The organism is Paenibacillus sp. FSL K6-2393 (genome assembly GCF_038002545.1).
Lineage (GTDB): Bacteria > Bacillota > Bacilli > Paenibacillales > Paenibacillaceae > Paenibacillus.
In genome coordinates, this window is record NZ_JBBOCU010000001.1 from 764,864 (window position 1) to 783,631 (window position 18,768).

Consider the following 18,768-nt stretch of genomic DNA (forward strand, 5'->3'; position numbering starts at 1 on the left):
CGACCCTGTCGCGATCAAGGCGAAGCCGAGAGCGTCCCGCTCTTGACCTAGGAGCCGAGCCAAAGGCAATGGCGACCTTGTCGCGAACGTGGCGAAGCCAAGAGCGTCACCTCGCAGTAGAGCGGTCGCATAAGGTTTCGGCAATGAGCCGGAACCTTATGCGGAGCCGCGGGCACACGACAACCCTTCACATAGCAAGACCCGACCCCTCACCGTTGCACCGCTTGTTTCGGGTGTCCAGAGGGCTGCGCCCTCTGGGGCCCTCCCTTGGAAGGGAGGGTTTGGGAGGGATCGAAAAGCCTTTATAAAGGTTTGGATTAACACACTGAGAGGATGAATACTATTGGCGAGCGATAACATTGTCATTAAAGGCGCACGAGCGCATAACCTGAAAAATATCGACATTACCATCCCACGTGACCGCTTTGTGGTATTGACCGGCCTGAGTGGCTCAGGCAAGTCCTCGCTGGCTTTTGACACGATCTATGCCGAAGGACAGCGGCGTTATGTAGAATCATTGTCAGCTTACGCAAGGCAGTTTCTGGGACAGATGGAGAAACCGGATGTTGATTCCATCGAAGGATTGTCTCCTGCCATTTCAATAGATCAAAAAACAACAAGCCGTAACCCGCGTTCCACAGTGGGAACCGTCACCGAAATTTATGATTACCTGCGTTTGTTATTTGCACGTGTGGGCCATCCACATTGTCCGGACCATGGCGTGGAGATCAGCTCCCAAACGGTAGAACAAATGGTTGACCGTATTATGCAATACCCAGAGCGTACCCGGCTACAAATATTGGCACCCATTATCTCGGGCCGTAAGGGTGAGCACAAAAGTGTATTTGCCGATGTGTCCAAGCAGGGCTTTGTCCGTGTGCGGGTGAACGGGGAACTTCGTGACCTGTCAGAAGATATTCAATTGGAGAAAAATAAAAAGCATACCATTGAAGTCGTTGTTGACCGAATTGTCGTTAAAGATGATGTGCAGGCACGTCTGGCCGACTCTATTGAAACAGCACTAAATCTGTCTGGTGGACAACTCCTGGTGGACATTATGGGTGAAGAAGAGCTGCGATTCAGTTCCAACTTTGCCTGCCCGGTGTGTGGATTCAGTATTGAAGAGCTTGCACCACGGATGTTCTCATTTAACAGTCCGTTCGGTGCTTGCCCGGATTGTGATGGGTTAGGTGTCAAAATGATTGTTGACCCTGATCTGCTCGTACCGGATCGGACTAAGACCATCGAAGATGGTGCTTTTGATGCTTGGACAGGTGGAACGTCCACCTATTATCCGCAGTTCCTGAAGTCAGTATGTGAGCACTTCAACATTCCCCAAAATGTACCTGTCGAAGATCTGCCAGCTGAGCAGATGAACAAGTTGTTGCAGGGTACAGGTACGGAGAAAATCCGTTTCCGCTATGAGAATGATTTTGGACAACGGAAGGAAGCACTGGTTACCTTTGAAGGTATCGTGAATAACCTGGAGCGTCGTTATCGTGATACAGCATCTGAAGGTATCCGTGAATTTATTGAGGGTTACATGAGTGCGAAGCCTTGTGGTACATGTAAAGGTCAACGTCTGAAACGCGAGAGTCTTGCGGTTACGATTAATGATCACAACATGGCCTATGTGACTAGTTTGTCCATTGGTGAAGCTGGCCGATTCTTTGATACATTGGAATTGACGGAGAAAGAGCAGACGATTGCCAAACTGATTTTGAAAGAAATCAACAGCCGTCTCGGCTTCCTGGTGAATGTTGGTCTGGATTACCTTACACTGAGTCGTGCTGCCGGAACATTGTCCGGTGGGGAAGCTCAGCGGATCAGACTGGCTACACAGATCGGTTCCAGCCTGATGGGTGTACTGTATATTCTGGATGAGCCAAGTATCGGTCTGCATCAACGGGATAATGACCGTCTGATCTCAACGCTTGCGCACATGCGCGACATTGGTAACACGTTGATCGTGGTTGAACATGATGAGGATACGATGATGGCTGCCGACTATATTATTGATATTGGCCCAGGTGCAGGTATCCACGGGGGTACCATCATGTCACAGGGTACACCGGAGGAGATCATGAATGATGAGAACTCCTTAACCGGTCAATATCTGAGTGGACGCAAATTCATTCCGATTCGTACAGAACGTAGAAGTGTAGGAGACCGTTGGTTGGAAGTACGTGGAGCCAAAGAAAATAACCTAAAGAATCTGAATGTGAAGATTCCTGTAGGTGTATTTACCGCGGTAACGGGTGTGTCAGGTTCTGGTAAATCCACATTAATCAATGAGATCCTGTACAAAACGCTGGCACGTGATTTGAACCGTGCTCGGGTACGTCCGGGTCAGCATAAAGAAATTCGCGGTCTGGAACATATCGATAAAGTCATCGATATTGACCAGTCGCCAATCGGACGGACACCACGTTCCAACCCGGCTACGTATACAGGAGTCTTTGATGATATCCGGGATCTGTTTGCTCAGACGAACGAAGCCAAAGTACGTGGATACAAGAAAGGCCGATTCAGCTTTAATATCAAAGGTGGACGTTGTGAAGCCTGCCGTGGAGACGGTATTATCAAAATCGAGATGCACTTCTTGCCGGACGTTTATGTTCCTTGTGAAGTCTGCAAAGGCAAACGATACAACCGGGAAACGCTTGAAGTGAAATATAAAAACAGAAATATTTCCGATGTGCTGGAAATGACGGTTGAAGATGCAACCCAATTCTTCGAGAACATTCCGAAGATCCATCGCAAAATGCAGACGCTGATGGATGTGGGCCTGGGTTATATCAATCTGGGACAACCTGCAACTACATTGTCTGGTGGTGAAGCCCAGCGGGTGAAGCTTGCTTCCGAGCTGTATCGCCGCAGTACAGGGAAAACCATCTACATCCTCGATGAACCGACTACCGGTTTGCATGTCGATGATATCGACCGTTTGCTGAACGTATTGCACCGTCTGGTTGATTCCGGGGAATCGGTGTTGGTGATTGAGCATAACTTGGATGTTATCAAAACAGCAGACTATGTTGTTGATCTGGGTCCAGAAGGCGGTAGTGGTGGAGGAACCATTGTTGCAACCGGAACCCCTGAGGATATCATCAAAGTGGAAGCTTCCTACACAGGCAAGTACTTGAAGCCGGTTCTGGAGCGGGATACCGAGCGGAGCAAGGCACTGCAATTGGTGGACTAAGGTCAGCTAACCATTAGTTATATCCTATGAAGTGGCATTATTGGCCCTTCTTTTCGAAAAGGTTGAGACGTTGGATTACGATCTGATGTGCTCTGCTTCCGAGAAGAAGGGCTTTTTAATTTTGAATTATGCACCGTTTTTCTTCGGACTATAGTTATTTCGTGAAAGTGTTTACATATGCATGATGACGAGCAATACAGGAATATTCGGCCAAATTGGCTTTTTTTCATTTTTATGGATGATAGGGCTTGCATTACAAGCGGGGTACAGATAACATAGAGGAAGATATTAGGGTATGCGTTAGCTGTTCAACTATGGTAAGGAGGTCTGTCTATCCATGCTGTTTGCAGAAGCTGCCACGGCGAGTACATCGAATTTTAATGCATTTGATATTTTTGTCATCTTATTTACGATCCTGATTTTCATCGGAGTTGTTCGGCTTCTTCGGGCACCGAAGAAAAATCTGTTTGCGATCGGATTTGCAGTAGTCAGCCTACTGGTATTTCTGATGACAGACTATGCGATGATAACAGGTTGGTTTGCTCAGTAGGAATACCGTTAAATGTAATTTAAGCCAAAAGAGGTACAGACGAACACTTTCCAGAGAGACATGGAGGGTGTTTTTTTCGTTTATATCGAGCGATAGAACAAGATTCTACCTTCTCTACTAAAATAGGACTTAAAACAATTGTATATCCAGATTCTGTATGATACATTGAGGGATACCGGAATTGCAGATGAGAGAAAGAGAGAATAGATTCAGCAATGAATCCGATGTCGAGTCGCGCAAGAAGGATGTATAGAGAGGGTCAGGTGAGAATATGAGCGTGTTGGGTAAAAAGGGGATAGCCATACTGATGGCTGCTGTACTCTCGATTAGTGTAGCGGCAACGGCCGGTGCAGCTGAATCCAAAGCGGCAATGCAAGCGAAGGTGGTAGACGGTCAAGTCTATGTGAACACCAAGGATCTGCTCAAGGCAGTTGGTGGAAGTGGACAATATGATGCCAAATCAGGAACGTACACGTACAAGGGAAGTGAAGCCATTCCCAGCGTGATCGAAAAGGTATCTCCTTCGGTCGTAGGCATTATTGGGAAATCTACCGAAGTGCAGGACGGTGCAACATCAGACGACCGTTATAATCTTGCACATGGTACAGGTGTCATTATCCGGTCGAACGGATGGATTGTAACGAATGCTCACGTGGTCGACGGATTAACGAATCCGGTTGTCGTAACGACGGATGGCAATACATACAAAATTACGAAAACATACAGTGATGCACTAAGTGATCTGGCGCTAATCAAAATCAATGCCAAATCACTCAAACCGGCGAGCTTCGCCAAAGCTTCACAAACCACTGTTGGAGAAACGGTGATTGCCTTGGGTACGCCGATTTCCTTTTCTTTGCGCAACTCGGCAACGGTAGGGGTAATTAGCGGCTTGAATCGTGGTGTTGAGGCGACCTACCGGTTGATTCAGACCGACACGGCGATTAACCCAGGAAATAGCGGAGGACCGCTGGTCAACCTGAAGGGTGAAGTGGTTGGTATCAACTCGATGAAATTCTCTGCGGTAGGCGTAGAGAGTTTGGGATTTTCGATTCCAGTGGATACCGTTCAATATATCATCGATCAGTTTTTTAAATATGGAAAAATAAAACGTGCAAGTCTGGGGCTACAACTTGAAGAAAGCTGGTCTGCGATTGTGGGCCTGCCTACAGATGATCCCTTAACGATTACGGGTGTACTGTCTCCTGAAGCCAAGAAAGCCAAAATCAAAGAGGGCGATGTCCTTTACAGTGTCGCGGGCACACGTGTCTCTTCAGTAGTGGATATCAATGAGTTGCTCAAAAAGTATCTGCCTGGACAAAAGGTGAAGCTGTTGATGCAATCGGATGGCGATATCGTCACCCGCACGTTAATGCTTGCTGATCGCGCAGACATCGTAGACGAGGAAGATGAAGCGTTCCTTGCAGATGAAGAACAATAAAGCCCGGCGATCAGCCCGGATGGAGAGAGGACGAAAGAACGGAATGAAAAAGTCATGGATACGTGTGCTAAGCACAGGTGTATTAACCGGGATGCTGACCATTGGCGCAGCATTGCCTGTATGGGCATCTGATTTGACGACAAGTGAACTGCGTGTCAAAGCGGGTAGCACGAGCGCCTACATTAACGGCGATAAGCAGGCCATAGCCAAACCTTACAAGTTCAAGGGTGTAACGATGGTACCTATCGGTGTATTCAAGAAAGCATTTGGCAGTGAAATCCGGCTGGAGAAAAATGATGTTGTCAAAATCAAGGAAGGCCCGCACACTGTGACTCTAACGATTGGCAGTTCAATTGCCTGGGTGGATGGTGTAAAACATGAGATGGGTGCCGCTCCCAAGATGGTGAATGGCGTACTTATGGTTCCACTTCGTCCGGTTGCTGCCGGTATCGGAGCGACGCTAGCTCCAACCAGTTCCGGAGAAATGGTCATTCGTCTGTTGCAAACCGATGATTCGGTGGATGACGAGGATGGCATTCATCCGGACGAAGGCAAAACCAGAATTGGCAACAGTTTTTACGGTTGGTCCATTAACTACCCGGCAGACCTTATGGTTTTCCAGACCGGTGAGCAGGAGCGCATGATAACTTTTGGCGCTGCGGACAACAGTTATTATCTTGAAGTGTATGTCAGCGATCAGGATGTGGCTCTGGATGCGGATGATTTGTTGCAGCAACTTGTCCAGGAGGCCAAACAATCGGGAGATACGGTGCTGGATCGTGAAGCGGTGTCGAAAGGCAAAACGCCTTATGCACGGATTATCGTGAAAGATGTAGACGGAATGTTATGGGAGATGCGTCAGTATCTGAGCGAAGGTCGTCAATATGATGTGTACCTCGCGGATTACGAAGCCCTGAATTATAAAGATCTGGGCAAACGTGCAGCGCTACTCAATTCATTCCAGCCAACCTATGCGGAATCGGATCGAACGATCAAGGATCTGTCCACCGTAGATAACGGCATGCGCTCCGCATGGAACGATGACTATGGTATTGAATTGAAGATACCTGCCGGCTGGTCGATGGATAACAATCAGATGATCTATGAAGCCAAGGATGGTGCATTTCTGCAATGGCGTGTCACATCGGCGAAGGCAGGTACTACGGTAAAAGACTGGAGCGGCCAACTGGATAAGTGGATGCGTGAGACATTTACACCAGAGAGTTACGAGCCAATTGGTTCATATACGATGGATATCTCGGGAGAGACTGCCGAGGTGAATGAATTCCGTTATAACTTTGGCGGGGGCTGGCAGACCGAGTTTGATGTTCTTTTGCAGAAGAATGGGTATCGATATTATGCAGAGTATACGTTCCCTGAGGAGCAGGTTGCAGATCGGGCATGGTTTGAACGGATTATGAAAAGTGTGGAGATTAATTTTGATACGGTTGCCGATAATTTCGGTCAGCTGGATGAAGATCCTTATTTGACAGACAAAACGAAGACACTTACACGTACGTCCAAACGTTATCATTACAGTGTAGATATTCCGCGTTACTGGACGCCGTATAGTGATCGATTCGAATATTCACCTGTGGTGTACACCTTTACCGGCGGAGAATTCTCCATTGCGGCTAGCGAAGATAAGTCAATCGAGATGACGGTCAGCCAATTGAGAGAAGCTTATGCCGAAGCCACCAAAACCCGTAAGAACTTCAAGTTGCTTGGCAGTGAGGAGCTGACGTTTGCGGGTGTGCCTGCATTTTCCTTCACGTATCATGAACTGGACAAAGGCGTGCCATATGCGGGTCGCCAGATCGTGTTTGAAAAGGACGGAACAACCTATACGATCACAAGTGGCCTGAATGATGCCAACAAGACAGAAGTTCAGGCGGCAGCCTTGGAAAAAGCAGTGAACTCATTTACTTTTATTAAATAATAGTGATGCAAGCCGGAGGGTCAGAGACCTTCCGGCTTATTTGTTTCCCGTATAAGATAAATTAAAATATTTACACTGGTACTGCAATCGAAGTGTCTAGTGTAAATCTTAATGGAAATGAAAATGGTAAACGGTTTTTTCAGGAAAACGTAGAAGAGTCGGTGCAGAAGTGGTACACTATACTAGTTCAGGAGTTATGACTGCTGATCTGATGATTATGAATGACTGTAAGCTTGGAGTTCAGGCAATACAGACATAATAGATAGATATTGTAATACCGTGACAATGCAGGTGTACCCGATAAGGTGCAGTTTTAAGCTTAGGATGTTCAGGCGTTTAAGGATATAGGGATGAAATCCGGCGGATAGCCGGTTATGGGGAGGATCTACATGAAAACAGCAACAATACGAAGAGAAGACGTTGAACTTCTGGCACCTGCTGGTGACTGGGATTGTATGCGTTCGGCGGTAGCTAATGGCGCAGATGCAATTTTCTTCGGAGTCGAAAAGTTTAATGCACGGGCACGGGCGAACAATTTCCGCATGGACGAGCTGCCGGAGATTATGGCGTTTTTGCACAGTTATGGCGTAAAAGGTTTTCTGACCTTTAATATATTGATTTTTGAAAATGAATTGACGGATGCAAAAGAACTGATTGACGCTTGTGTCGATGCAGGTGTGGACGCTGTAATTGTTCAAGACTTGGGTTTGGTGAAGATGATCCGCGAGATCTCGCCGGATTTCCCGATTCACGGTTCAACACAGATGACAATCACGTCACCGGAAGCGGTCGAGTTTACGAAGCCGTTTGATATGGAACGTGTCGTTCTGGGACGGGAGAACAATTTGAAGCAGATCCAGAAGATCGGGGAGCAGGCAAAGCTTCCAATGGAAGTATTCGTTCACGGTGCATTGTGTGTATCCTACTCGGGGCAATGTTTGACTTCCGAAATGTGGGGAGGACGTTCCGCGAACCGCGGGGAGTGCGCACAAGCTTGTCGTCTGCCATATGACCTGATGGTGGATGGAGAGCATAAGCCGATGGGTGATGTAGCCTATCTGTTGTCTCCAAAGGATCTGGCAGCGATTGATCTGATGCCTGAACTGATCGAAGCAGGAGTAACTTCCTTCAAAATTGAAGGACGTCTCAAAACGCCGGAATACGTAGCAAACGTAGTAAGCAAATATCGTAAAGCGATTGACCGTTATTTTGATGGAGATAACACACCGCCAAGTAAGGAAGAAGTTCGCGAATTGCAGCAAAGCTTCTCCCGTGGATTCACGCATGGTTTCCTGAGCGGTACAAACAACAAAGAACTGGTGGATGGAACATTTCCGAAAAGCCGTGGTGTCTATCTTGGTCGTGTAGATCAAGTCTTGCGTGATGGTGTGGTTCTGAAGTTGGATGCACCCGTGAAACGTGGGGACGGAATCGTTTTTGACGCTGGAGACCCGACTCAGAAGGAAGAGGGCGGACGTGTATACGATGTGCGTCGCAAAGGCGTAAAACTCGAAGGCGAAGCCGAAGAGGGCTGGATCGTTGACGTTGTGCCAGGCCGCAGTGACGTGGATCTGCGCCGCGTGAAAGTTGGCGACAAAGTGTGGAAAACAAATGACCCGGCGTTGGACAAACGTCTGCGTCAAAGCTTCGAGACCGAGAAGCCATACCGCGTATTCCCGGTGAAGGTGAAAGTCATCGGCAGCCCGGGGCAGCCGCTTAGCACGTGGTGGACAGACGTGCAGAAAGGCACAACCGTCCGGATTGATTCCGAGATGGAACTGGACATCGCGCAGAAGCGTCCAATGACACATGAATTGCTCGAAGAGCAGTTCGGACGTCTGGGAGGCACAGTGTTCCAGTTGGAAGGAATGGACGTCAATCTGCACGGTGACGTCATCATCCCGATGCGCGAGTTGAATAACATTCGCCGTCAGGCGGTAGAACAACTCGCGGGTGAACGTCCTAAACCACCCGTCTACGTGAAACGTGCGGTAGATGTATACGGCGATTCGGTTAAACCGGCATCGCCAGTCGCTCGCGGTCAAGCGGAGTTGACCGCGCTCTGTCGTAGCCTGCCACAAGTGGAGGCAGCGATTGAAGCAGGAATCGGCATGATCTATGCCGACTTCGAGTTTATCAAACAGTTCCCGGCAGCCGTGGAAGCTGTGCATGCCGCTGGTCGCAAGATCGCGTTGGCAACACCGCGTATTCATATGCCAGGGGAGAACGGATATCATAACAACATCCTGCGTCTGAAGCCGGATGCAGTATTGGTACGTAATACAGGAGCACTGTACTTCTACCTTCGTCACCGGATGGAAAACCCGGATGCGAAGCACCCGGAACTGATCGGTGACTTCTCATTGAACATCGCCAATCACAAAGCAGTAGAATTGTTCCTGGAAGCCGGATGTGACTGGATTACCCCATCCTATGATTTGAACATTCAACAAATGGTTGATTTGCTGGGCCACTCCCGTACAAGTCAGACCGAAGTGGTTATCCATCAGCATCTGCCGATGTTCCACACGGAGCACTGTGTATATTGTACGTTCATGAGTGAAGGAACGGACTTCACGAACTGTGGACGTCCTTGTGAGGAACAGCGTGCATCACTGCAAGACCGGATCGGTATGTCCCACCCGGTGCGTGTGGATGAAGGCTGCCGTAATACGGTATACAACGCAGTGGAGCAGTCAGGTGCCGAGTATCTGACCAACTTTATGGATCTGGGTGTATCCCGTTACCGTGTGGAGTTCTTGGAAGAGACACCAGAGCAGGTACGCGAAGTAATTGATCTGTACAACCGTGCACTGCGCGGTGAGATCAGTGGTACACAAGTGTGGAAAACACTCAAAGCAACGAACCAACTGGGCGTTACACGTGGTCAATTGGTGAAATAAACAGATTGTATGGTACAACAACAGTTACAAGCATGAAGGAACCCCAATCTCTGCTTCAAGGAGCTCTTGGGGTTTTTTTTACATCATGACACAGGAGGCGAAGAAGCGTGGCGCCATTCACAATTATGGATATCAAATTGCTGTGCGGGGTCACAGCATTCAAGCGCGGAGAAGATTATAACCAATCTGGCAGGGTGACCAATCTGGTGGTTAGTGAGGATCAGCTTCATTATGAAGCACAGGTACGTGGATCGGAGCGCTATCAGGTGACGGTGGATATAGATGGATCAGGTGAGGTTGTGGCAGGCTGCAGTTGTCCGGGGGATGGCAGGCATTATGACTATTGCAAACATGTCGCTGCTGTCCTGTTGGCTATTCACGAATGGGGTGAGCAGCAGGAGCGTAATGCCACGATTGCTTCTGGGAAGCCTCCTCAACCTGCTACAGGACAAGGAACTGGTTTCAGCTCAGGTTCCAAGTCCAGGGTCGGGACACTGGTCGAAGAGAGCATGTGGGAGCGCCCCCAGTCTGCTTCACAACGAGAGCAACTGAATGATGCTCCAAAGCGTCCTCCGGTTCATTTTGCCCAGGCAGGTCGTCCAAGCTCAGCTTCGGGGTGGGGGCGCTCGGCAGATAAACCTTCTTACCGTACGGCGGATCAGATTCTGTCCATGTTTGCCAAGGATCGGAGACCGCTGCATGAAAATGATCGTAAATACACGGCCCCTGTCAGCCGTTCCTCACTGCGGGAAGAATTGCAGGTTCAGTTTATATGCAAGCTGATACAGGTTCATAAGGGTGGAGGGAAACTTGCTCTTGAACTGAAAGTGGGTAACAAACGTCTGTATGTGGTGCAGAAAGTGAAGCAATTCCTGAACTGCATCGAAAAGGGCGAGCCAATGTCATTCACCAAACTGTTCCACTATGATCCATTAATGCATGTGTTCACTCCGCAGGATCAGGCCATTCTCTCGATGCTTATTCGAATGAGACAGAGTGAGGAGGCCTATCGCCAATCCATCTCCGGTTATCTTGGAGCTTCGGACGGACGGGATATACTGATTGCTCCGCTCGTATGGAAGCCATTGCTGGAATTGCTGCTACAGGCCGACAGTCGGATGGAGGGTACAGGATTTGCCAATGGACCACTCACACTGGGTGAGGGGGTACTTCCTTTATTTTACCGGATCGCCCAGGGAGCGAATGAAGGATATCAGCTTGAAATTTCCGGACTGCGTGAGCTGATTCTTCTTCCTGCTTATGATGCCGCTGTGGTGGAAGGGCAGTTGCATATGTTGGAGCCGATGCAGATGCGAAGTCTGGAGGACTTGAGCGCGGCACTTACCTCATATGGGATCAAGGAAAGCATTGATATTTCGACCCAGCAGGTGGATGAGTTCGTACAGCATGTCGTGCCAGAACTGCGTACGCTTGGCCATCTGTCTATTGATTCACAGGTGCGTGAACAGATCGCGGAACCGGAACTCTCACCCAAGTTGTACATCGACTTCTATCGTGAGCGTATTACAGCACGTCTGGAATTCGACTATGAGGTCATGGTTATTAATCCGCTTGCAGAGTATTTGATAGATGAAGAAGAGAAAAAGGTTATTTTGGTGCGTGATCGATACAAAGAGCGGAATCTGATTGAACGGCTTGATCGGTCTTTCCTGGAACGTGATGGTAGCGTCTGGGCGAGTGAACGGGAAGATGCGATCTATGATGTTATGTATCACCTGTTGCCTGAGCTTGAGAAACAGGTAGATATCTATATGCCAAACGCCGTGAAGGCGATGGTGCAATCCTATCCAACACCGCCGAAAGTACGAGCAGACTTGGGAAGAGGACTGGACTGGCTGGAGATTTCATTCGAGATGGAAGGTGTGGACGAGCAGGAACTTCAGGAACTCATGCGTCGCATTGTGGAGAAGAAACCATATTTCCGTCTCAAGAGCGGTGTCTTTCTCTCACTTGAAAATGAAGGTGCAGATAGCTTCGCTCATATGGCCGATTCACTCGGACTGGGAGCAAATGACATCAAGAGCAGCCATATCCGGCTGCCAGCTGTTCGGGCGTTACAATTGCCGGGCAGGGATGAAGTTTCCGGTCATGTGAAGTGGGGAGGTTCTCTGAAACGTTTCCTCGATGATCTCCGAGATCCCGAGCGGATGGATTTTGCACTGCCGGGATCTCTGACCCCCATCCTGCGGGATTATCAGAACAGTGGATACCAGTGGCTGCGTACCCTCGCTTATTATCGTTTTGGCGGCATTCTCGCGGATGATATGGGACTTGGCAAAACGTTGCAAAGCATCGCCTATATCACAGCGGTTCTTCAAGAGAAGCCTGAGTACAACATTGACCATACGGGCGGTGATAAATACCGGGAGAGCGGATCATTACGGGGTGGTGAAACGTTGGCGAATTCCGACATCGATCCCGAAACTGGGCTCCCATTGGATAAGATGGCTTCAGAGAATACGGATGGCTTTTGGTCTACGATGCATCAGGATGGACTGACAATCCGAACGAGGGTCATTCATCCCCCGGTACTCGTCGTTGCGCCTGCCTCGCTGACTTACAACTGGGCTAATGAGTTTGCGCGGTTCGCCCCGCATCTGAAAGTCCTGATCGCAGCCGGTCAGAAAGAAGAGCGAGCCAGCATGCTTTCAGGTATGGATGAGGCGGATGTGATTGTGACGTCGTATCCTTTGTTACGACGGGATTTGGACACCTACCTGGGCCGAACCTTCCATACGCTCATTCTGGATGAAGCTCAGGCGATCAAAAATGCTTCTTCCCAGACCGCGCAGGCAGTGAAACAAATTCAGGCGCCGCGTCGTTTTGCACTCACAGGAACGCCTGTAGAGAACTCGCTGGATGAATTGTGGTCCATTTTTGAAGCCGTATTCCCTGGGTTGTTTCCAAGTTACAGAAGATTCCGCGACCTTCCTCCGGAACGGATCTCGCGGATGGTGCGTCCATTTATTCTGCGTCGCCTGAAGAAGGATGTGCTGGAAGAATTGCCGGATCGCATTGAAACGGTACAGCGGTCAGAGCTCACGGGTGAACAGAAGAAACTGTACGCCGCATACCTCTCTCAACTTCAGGATGAAGCATCGAAGGACATGGAGGATAACGGATTCCAGAAGAATCGTATCAAAATTCTGGCTGGCATCACGCGTTTGCGTCAGTTGTGTTGTCATCCAGCACTCTTTGTTGAAGGGTATCAAGGCGATTCCGGGAAAATGGAACAGCTGCTCGAAACGGTCGAGGATTGTTTGGCGGCAGGCAAACGTATTCTCATCTTCTCTCAATTCGCGAGCATGTTGAACTTGATTCGTCAGACGCTCGCAGCACAGGGAAGAAATCTTTTCTACTTGGATGGTCAGACCCCTGCACAGAGCCGTGTCGAGATGTGCCGCCGATTTAATGAGGGCGAAGCTGAACTGTTCCTGATTTCCCTGAAGGCTGGAGGTACAGGGCTAAACTTAACGGGTGCAGATACCGTTATATTATATGATCTATGGTGGAATCCCGCCGTGGAAGAACAGGCAATTGGCCGTGCCCATCGTATGGGACAGAAACAAGTGGTGCAAGTCATTCGTTTAGTTACCGAAGGTACAATCGAAGAGAAGATTTTGGAGCTCCAGCAGCGGAAGAAGGACTTGATTGCCGAAGTAATTGAACCGGGAGACGGGGGATCGACGACCTTATCCGAACAGGATATCCGCGAATTGTTAATGGTATAATGGAGTCCAAGCATCCTAGCAATAAGAATCATTAAATATATGAATCTATACAAGATGGACTAATCATTTACATGATAACGGAGAGGACAGAAATAACCTGAAAAAGCGAAGCGTTCGCCTAAAAGCTTTCTGAAAGAAAGCTGCATCGGAAGCATACGCTATCCCCGGATTTTCCCCTTTAAAAAAGGGAATGAAAAAAATCTGGGGGTAACAGCGATTGGAAGGTTGTTCTGTCATCGTAGTGTCAGTGTAAATAATCTTTAGTTCAACTTATCTAGCAAAAGGAGTGGGTTCGTGTGCGTATTCGCAAAGCGATTATTCCAGCTGCAGGGCTGGGTACCCGGTTTCTGCCTGCCACCAAGGCGATGCCTAAGGAAATGCTGCCCATCGTGGACAAGCCAACGATCCAGTATATTATTGAAGAAGCCGTAGCTTCAGGCATTGAAGATATCATTATTGTGACAGGTAAAGGGAAGCGGGCTATTGAAGATCACTTCGACTATTCATTCGAGCTGGAGCAGAATCTCGCGGACAAACAGAAGTGGGACTTGCTTAACGAAGTACGCAAACCCTCCGAGATGGCAGATATCCATTATATCCGTCAAAAGGAACCGAAGGGACTTGGTCACGCCATCTGGTGCGCCCGCAAGTTTATCGGCAACGAGCCTTTTGCCGTCCTGTTAGGGGATGACATTGTGGAAGCCGACCATCCCTGCCTGAAGCAGATGATCGATGTCTACGATGAACTGCAATCTCCGATTGTTGGTGTACAGCCTGTTGATTGGAGCGAGGTATCCCGCTACGGGATTGTAGACGGAGAATTGCTGACTCCTACCGATGATCGTGTCTTTCGCGCGCGCCGCTTAATTGAGAAACCAAAGACTGAAGATTCCCCTTCGAACCTTGCTATTATGGGACGTTATATTCTTACACCAGATATCTTCGAGATACTAGGTCAACAATCGGCTGGCGTTGGGGGCGAAATTCAGCTCACGGATGCCTTGTCCCGATTGAATGAACAGCGGCAGATTCTCGCATATCATTTTGACGGACTACGCCATGATGTTGGTGAGAAGTTGGGCTTTATTGAGACATCGATTCACTACGCGTTGCAGCGACCGGATCTACGGACAGATCTCTTAAAGTATTTGGAACAGGTCGTAAAGGATCAATAAATGGTTTTCCGCATGCCCTTGAAGTCCAGCCGAAGAATGATATCGCGGCTGGACTTTAATTTATTTTATGGAAGAGTAAATATGAGGGTTATACAGGCCAATGAACAAACACTTACCCGACACTTTACATATACATAGTCAATATGAAGAAATGATGTTAACAGCAAAACGGAGGGATGTCATGAAGGTACTTCCGCTGTTTATGGATGGCGCTGCCATCTTGGAACCCAAGGTTTATGGTGATCACCGTGGATATTTTATGGAGAGTTATAATGAGCAGATTCTGCATGAACAGGGAATACAGCACGTCTTTATTCAGGACAATCAATCCTTATCGGCTGAAGCGGGTGTTCTCCGTGGGCTTCATTACCAGCTCCAGCCCAAAGCACAGACTAAATTGGTGAGGGTTATATCAGGGGCTATATATGATGTGATTGTGGATGTCCGCACGTCATCCCCTACCTTTGGCCAATGGAAAAGTGTCATTCTAAGTGAGTACAACCAGCGGCAACTGCTTGTTCCTCAAGGATTTGCTCATGGTTTCTGCACCTTGGTGCCTCATTCCCAGGTAACTTATAAGGTAGACGCCTATTATTCGCCTGAACATGACCGTGGAATTCTGTGGAACGATCCTGCGCTCGCCATTGATTGGCCTGTGACGAAACCTATATTATCGGAGAAGGATCAGAAGCATCCTTTACTGAAAGATGCTGAACTGAACTTCGACTAATTAATCAGACTTTTCAGATACTTCTGTATCTGGAGGCAGAGGGAGAGAGACAGCATGAAACTACTGGTTACGGGTGGGGCCGGATTTATCGGCAGCAACTTTGTATTATATATGCTTCGTGAACATCCGAGTTATGAGATTATCAATGTGGATGCATTAACGTATGCGGGGAACTTGGAGAACTTGCATACAGTAGAGTCCAATCCCCAATATACCTTCATCAAAGCAGATATTGCAGATGTACAGCAGATGGAAGCTGTTTTTTCCCAAGGCATTGATGTGGTTGTGAATTTCGCTGCCGAGTCTCATGTGGATCGAAGTATTCTGTCCCCGGATATCTTTGTGCGTACCAATGTGATGGGTACTCAGGTTCTATTGGATGCGGCAAAGAAATATCAAGTCACCAAATTTGTTCAGGTATCGACAGATGAGGTATATGGATCACTAGGTGCAACAGGTTTATTTACTGAAGAAACCCCTCTGATGCCTAACAGTCCTTACTCTGCAAGTAAAGCTGGCGGGGATCTGCTCGTCAGAGCCTATCATGAAACATTTGGACTTCCTGTAAATATTACACGTTGCTCTAATAACTACGGACCTTTTCAGTTCCCGGAGAAACTGATTCCGCTGATTATATCCCGTGCATTGAATGATGAAGCCATCCCAGTATATGGTGACGGGCTCAATATTCGTGACTGGCTGTATGTCGAGGATCACTGCAGCGCGATTGATCTGGTGATTCATAATGGACAATCTGGAGAGGTATACAACATTGGTGGTAATAATGAACGTACTAATATTTACATTGTGGAGAGCGTATTGGAGCAACTGGGTAAACCTGCGAGTTTGATTCAATATGTACACGATCGATTGGGTCATGACCGACGTTACGGTATAGATCCTACCAAGATACGTACAGAGCTCGGCTGGCAACCTGCACACAATTTTGAGACAGGGATCAAGGAGACGATCCAATGGTATCTGAAACATCAAGATTGGTGGACGAGAATTCAATCAGTCACGTATCAGGACTATGTTCAGCTTCAGTATGGCAAGCGGATGGGTGATTCGTCCAAATGAACTATAGAGTTATGGTGACTGGCGCGGCGGGACAGCTGGGTTATGATGTGGTGAAGACCTTCGAAGCAGAGGGTCATCAGGTATTGGCCTGTGACAAAAACCAGATGGATATTACCGATCAACAGCAGTGCACAGATATGATTAAGACGTTCCGACCCCACATCATAATTCACTGCGCTGCTTACACAGCGGTCGATCAGGCTGAGGTAGATGAGGATACAGCATACGCAATCAATGCATCAGGTACTAGAAATATTGCGGTTGCCGCCGAGAGTGTGAAAGCAAAACTGGTATATATCAGTACGGATTATGTATTTGATGGGAGTGGTAGTACACCATACCGAGAATACGATGTAACGAATCCGCAGAGTGTTTATGGCAAGTCGAAGCTTGCTGGGGAACGGCTGGTTCAAAGTTTGTGCACGCAATGGTTTATCATCCGAACATCATGGGTGTTTGGCGTGTATGGCAGTAATTTTGTCAAAACCATGCTGGAACTTATGGCGAAACGTCCACAATTGCAAGTTGTTCATGACCAACAAGGTTCGCCTACCTATACGGTGGATCTTGCCCGATTCATTCATACCCTTTCTACGAGTGAGAAGTATGGCATCTATCATGCCTCCAATTCAGGAACTTGCACATGGTACGAGTTTGCACAGGCAATAAGAGAGGAAGCCGGTAAACAGATTGGGTTCGAGCCGACAGCCGAACTTACTCCATGCACAACCGATCAGTTTCCGCGGCCAGCCCCTCGTCCTGCATACTCGGTGATGGATCATCTGGCGATTCGAACGAACGGTCTGGAACCTCTGAGACCTTGGCGTGAGGCGCTGATTGCATTTTTGAAAGAGTTGAGTGTACTGCAAAAGGACTGAGCATGTCGATGGCCCTTACTTTATTCCCACAGTCTATCCACCATTTAACAGCCGCCTCGGGCGGCTATTTTGTTTTACACCTCATCAATTCGGGTAGTTAGCTATCAAAAAGGTACTGAGGATGTGAATGTGATATGAAACGCATTGCCGCCGTGTTAATACTACTGATCGTTACCGTGGGCACACTCTTTTTCGCCTATGAAAGTGAGAGTGAGGAACAACGGGACGGATTTACCGCTTATAGATTAATCGCCCACGCCATGGGCAGCATTCGTGATCAACCATATACCAACGCCTATGAAGCGATGATTGCCAATTACGAGAAAGGCACACGTGTTTTTGAGATCGACTTTATGCTGACATCGGATCGCAAAGCCGTAGCCAGACATGAGTGGACCGCTAATATGAGTAAAATGCTAGGACAGGACCAAGAGCTTCCCGAGGAAAAACAGGCCGGAGCGTTGACACATGATGAATTCATGGATACGCCAATCTTGGGCATGTACCAACCCATGGATGCCGATGGCATTATAGATGTACTGGCTCAGTACCCGGATATGTATATCGTAACCGACACCAAGGAACAGAAGGATGAGGATATACAGCAGGTGTTAAGATCCCTCGTGGATGCTGCCAAAGAACATGATCCATCCGTGCTGGATCGAGTGGTTGTACAGATCTATAACGAACCGATGCTTGAAACGGTGAAAGAAGTCTATGCATTCCCTTCCATTATCTATACGTTATATGCCACACAGGATACAGAAGATCAGGTCGTTGATTTTGTACAAAAGAATGATATTGATGCCGTGACTATGCCGGAATATAAAGTAAACCAGAATTTCGTCGCCAAGCTGAATAGTGCAGGCTCAGTCACCTACGTGCATACTATCAATGACACTGAACAGGTGGCTAACTATGAGAAATGGGGCGTGTACGGGGTGTACTCGGACGTGCTGACGGAGCAGGAGTTGGACGAGATGAATACACGTTTTGCCTGGAAACCGTGAAAATTCATGTTTTTCTGTTCCCCTTTTTATACGAACATTGACACTCACTGTCTGCTGACTTAGACTTAGTTTACAAGCTTTCTAGGATGCAGAAGAACTTCTGGAGGA

The 18,768-nt window shown here is 48.1% G+C and carries 11 protein-coding genes; all 11 read left to right on the forward strand.

Annotation, left to right across the window (positions count from 1 at the left end):
- Positions 1–343: 343 nt before the first annotated feature.
- The 11 genes from uvrA to MHI14_RS03275 all read left to right on the forward strand — a co-directional run bounded on the left by uvrA (position 344) and on the right by MHI14_RS03275 (position 18,660).
- Complete coding sequence (gene uvrA / locus MHI14_RS03225) at positions 344–3,202, forward strand: excinuclease ABC subunit UvrA (RefSeq protein ID WP_091036448.1); 2,859 nt, start codon at positions 344–346, stop codon at positions 3,200–3,202.
- Between the two features lie 337 nt (positions 3,203–3,539).
- Positions 3,540–3,752, forward strand: coding sequence for a hypothetical protein (locus MHI14_RS03230; protein ID WP_017692026.1), 213 nt, complete (start codon positions 3,540–3,542; stop codon positions 3,750–3,752).
- Positions 3,753–4,023: 271 nt separating this feature from the next.
- A complete protein-coding gene (locus tag MHI14_RS03235; RefSeq protein WP_249912624.1) occupies positions 4,024–5,193 on the forward strand; it encodes a S1C family serine protease in 1,170 nt (389 codons plus the stop codon).
- The gene (locus tag MHI14_RS03240; RefSeq protein ID WP_341129887.1) at positions 5,180–7,132 is read left to right on the forward strand and encodes a stalk domain-containing protein; all 1,953 of its coding nucleotides are present in this window, start codon (positions 5,180–5,182) and stop codon (positions 7,130–7,132) included. Before MHI14_RS03235 ends, MHI14_RS03240 begins: the two co-directional genes overlap by 14 nt.
- 389 nt (positions 7,133–7,521) lie before the next feature.
- Positions 7,522–10,035, forward strand: coding sequence for a U32 family peptidase (locus MHI14_RS03245; RefSeq protein ID WP_237177474.1), 2,514 nt, complete (start codon positions 7,522–7,524; stop codon positions 10,033–10,035).
- A gap of 107 nt (positions 10,036–10,142) precedes the next feature.
- Entirely contained in the window at positions 10,143–13,787 is a 3,645-nt protein-coding gene (locus MHI14_RS03250) for a DEAD/DEAH box helicase (RefSeq protein ID WP_341129888.1), read from the forward strand.
- 296 nt (positions 13,788–14,083) lie between these two features.
- Positions 14,084–14,962, forward strand: a complete 879-nt coding sequence (gene galU / locus MHI14_RS03255; protein ID WP_091036458.1) for a UTP--glucose-1-phosphate uridylyltransferase GalU — start codon at positions 14,084–14,086, stop codon at positions 14,960–14,962.
- Between the two features lie 181 nt (positions 14,963–15,143).
- Positions 15,144–15,692, forward strand: a complete 549-nt coding sequence (gene rfbC, locus MHI14_RS03260; RefSeq protein ID WP_341129889.1) for a dTDP-4-dehydrorhamnose 3,5-epimerase — start codon at positions 15,144–15,146, stop codon at positions 15,690–15,692.
- Positions 15,693–15,746: 54 nt separating this feature from the next.
- Entirely contained in the window at positions 15,747–16,772 is a 1,026-nt protein-coding gene (rfbB, locus tag MHI14_RS03265; RefSeq protein ID WP_341129890.1) for a dTDP-glucose 4,6-dehydratase, read from the forward strand.
- Positions 16,769–17,650 (forward strand): dTDP-4-dehydrorhamnose reductase, encoded by an 882-nt coding sequence (rfbD, locus tag MHI14_RS03270; RefSeq protein ID WP_341129891.1) that lies wholly within the window; start codon positions 16,769–16,771, stop codon positions 17,648–17,650. The genes rfbB and rfbD overlap by 4 nt, the downstream gene beginning before the upstream one ends.
- Positions 17,651–17,784: 134 nt before the next feature.
- Complete coding sequence (locus MHI14_RS03275) at positions 17,785–18,660, forward strand: phosphatidylinositol-specific phospholipase C/glycerophosphodiester phosphodiesterase family protein (RefSeq protein WP_249912618.1); 876 nt, start codon at positions 17,785–17,787, stop codon at positions 18,658–18,660.
- The last annotated feature ends 108 nt before the right edge of the window (positions 18,661–18,768 follow it).

Coding starts and splice junctions, on each gene's coding strand:
- rfbD (WP_341129891.1), top strand. CDS start 16,769: ATGAACTATAGAGTTATGGTGACTGGCGCGGCGGGACAGCTGGGTTAT.
- rfbC (WP_341129889.1), top strand. CDS start 15,144: ATGAAGGTACTTCCGCTGTTTATGGATGGCGCTGCCATCTTGGAACCC.
- MHI14_RS03230 (WP_017692026.1), top strand. CDS start 3,540: ATGCTGTTTGCAGAAGCTGCCACGGCGAGTACATCGAATTTTAATGCA.
- rfbB (WP_341129890.1), top strand. CDS start 15,747: ATGAAACTACTGGTTACGGGTGGGGCCGGATTTATCGGCAGCAACTTT.
- MHI14_RS03240 (WP_341129887.1), top strand. CDS start 5,180: ATGAAGAACAATAAAGCCCGGCGATCAGCCCGGATGGAGAGAGGACGA.
- MHI14_RS03235 (WP_249912624.1), top strand. CDS start 4,024: ATGAGCGTGTTGGGTAAAAAGGGGATAGCCATACTGATGGCTGCTGTA.
- MHI14_RS03245 (WP_237177474.1), top strand. CDS start 7,522: ATGAAAACAGCAACAATACGAAGAGAAGACGTTGAACTTCTGGCACCT.
- MHI14_RS03275 (WP_249912618.1), top strand. CDS start 17,785: ATGAAACGCATTGCCGCCGTGTTAATACTACTGATCGTTACCGTGGGC.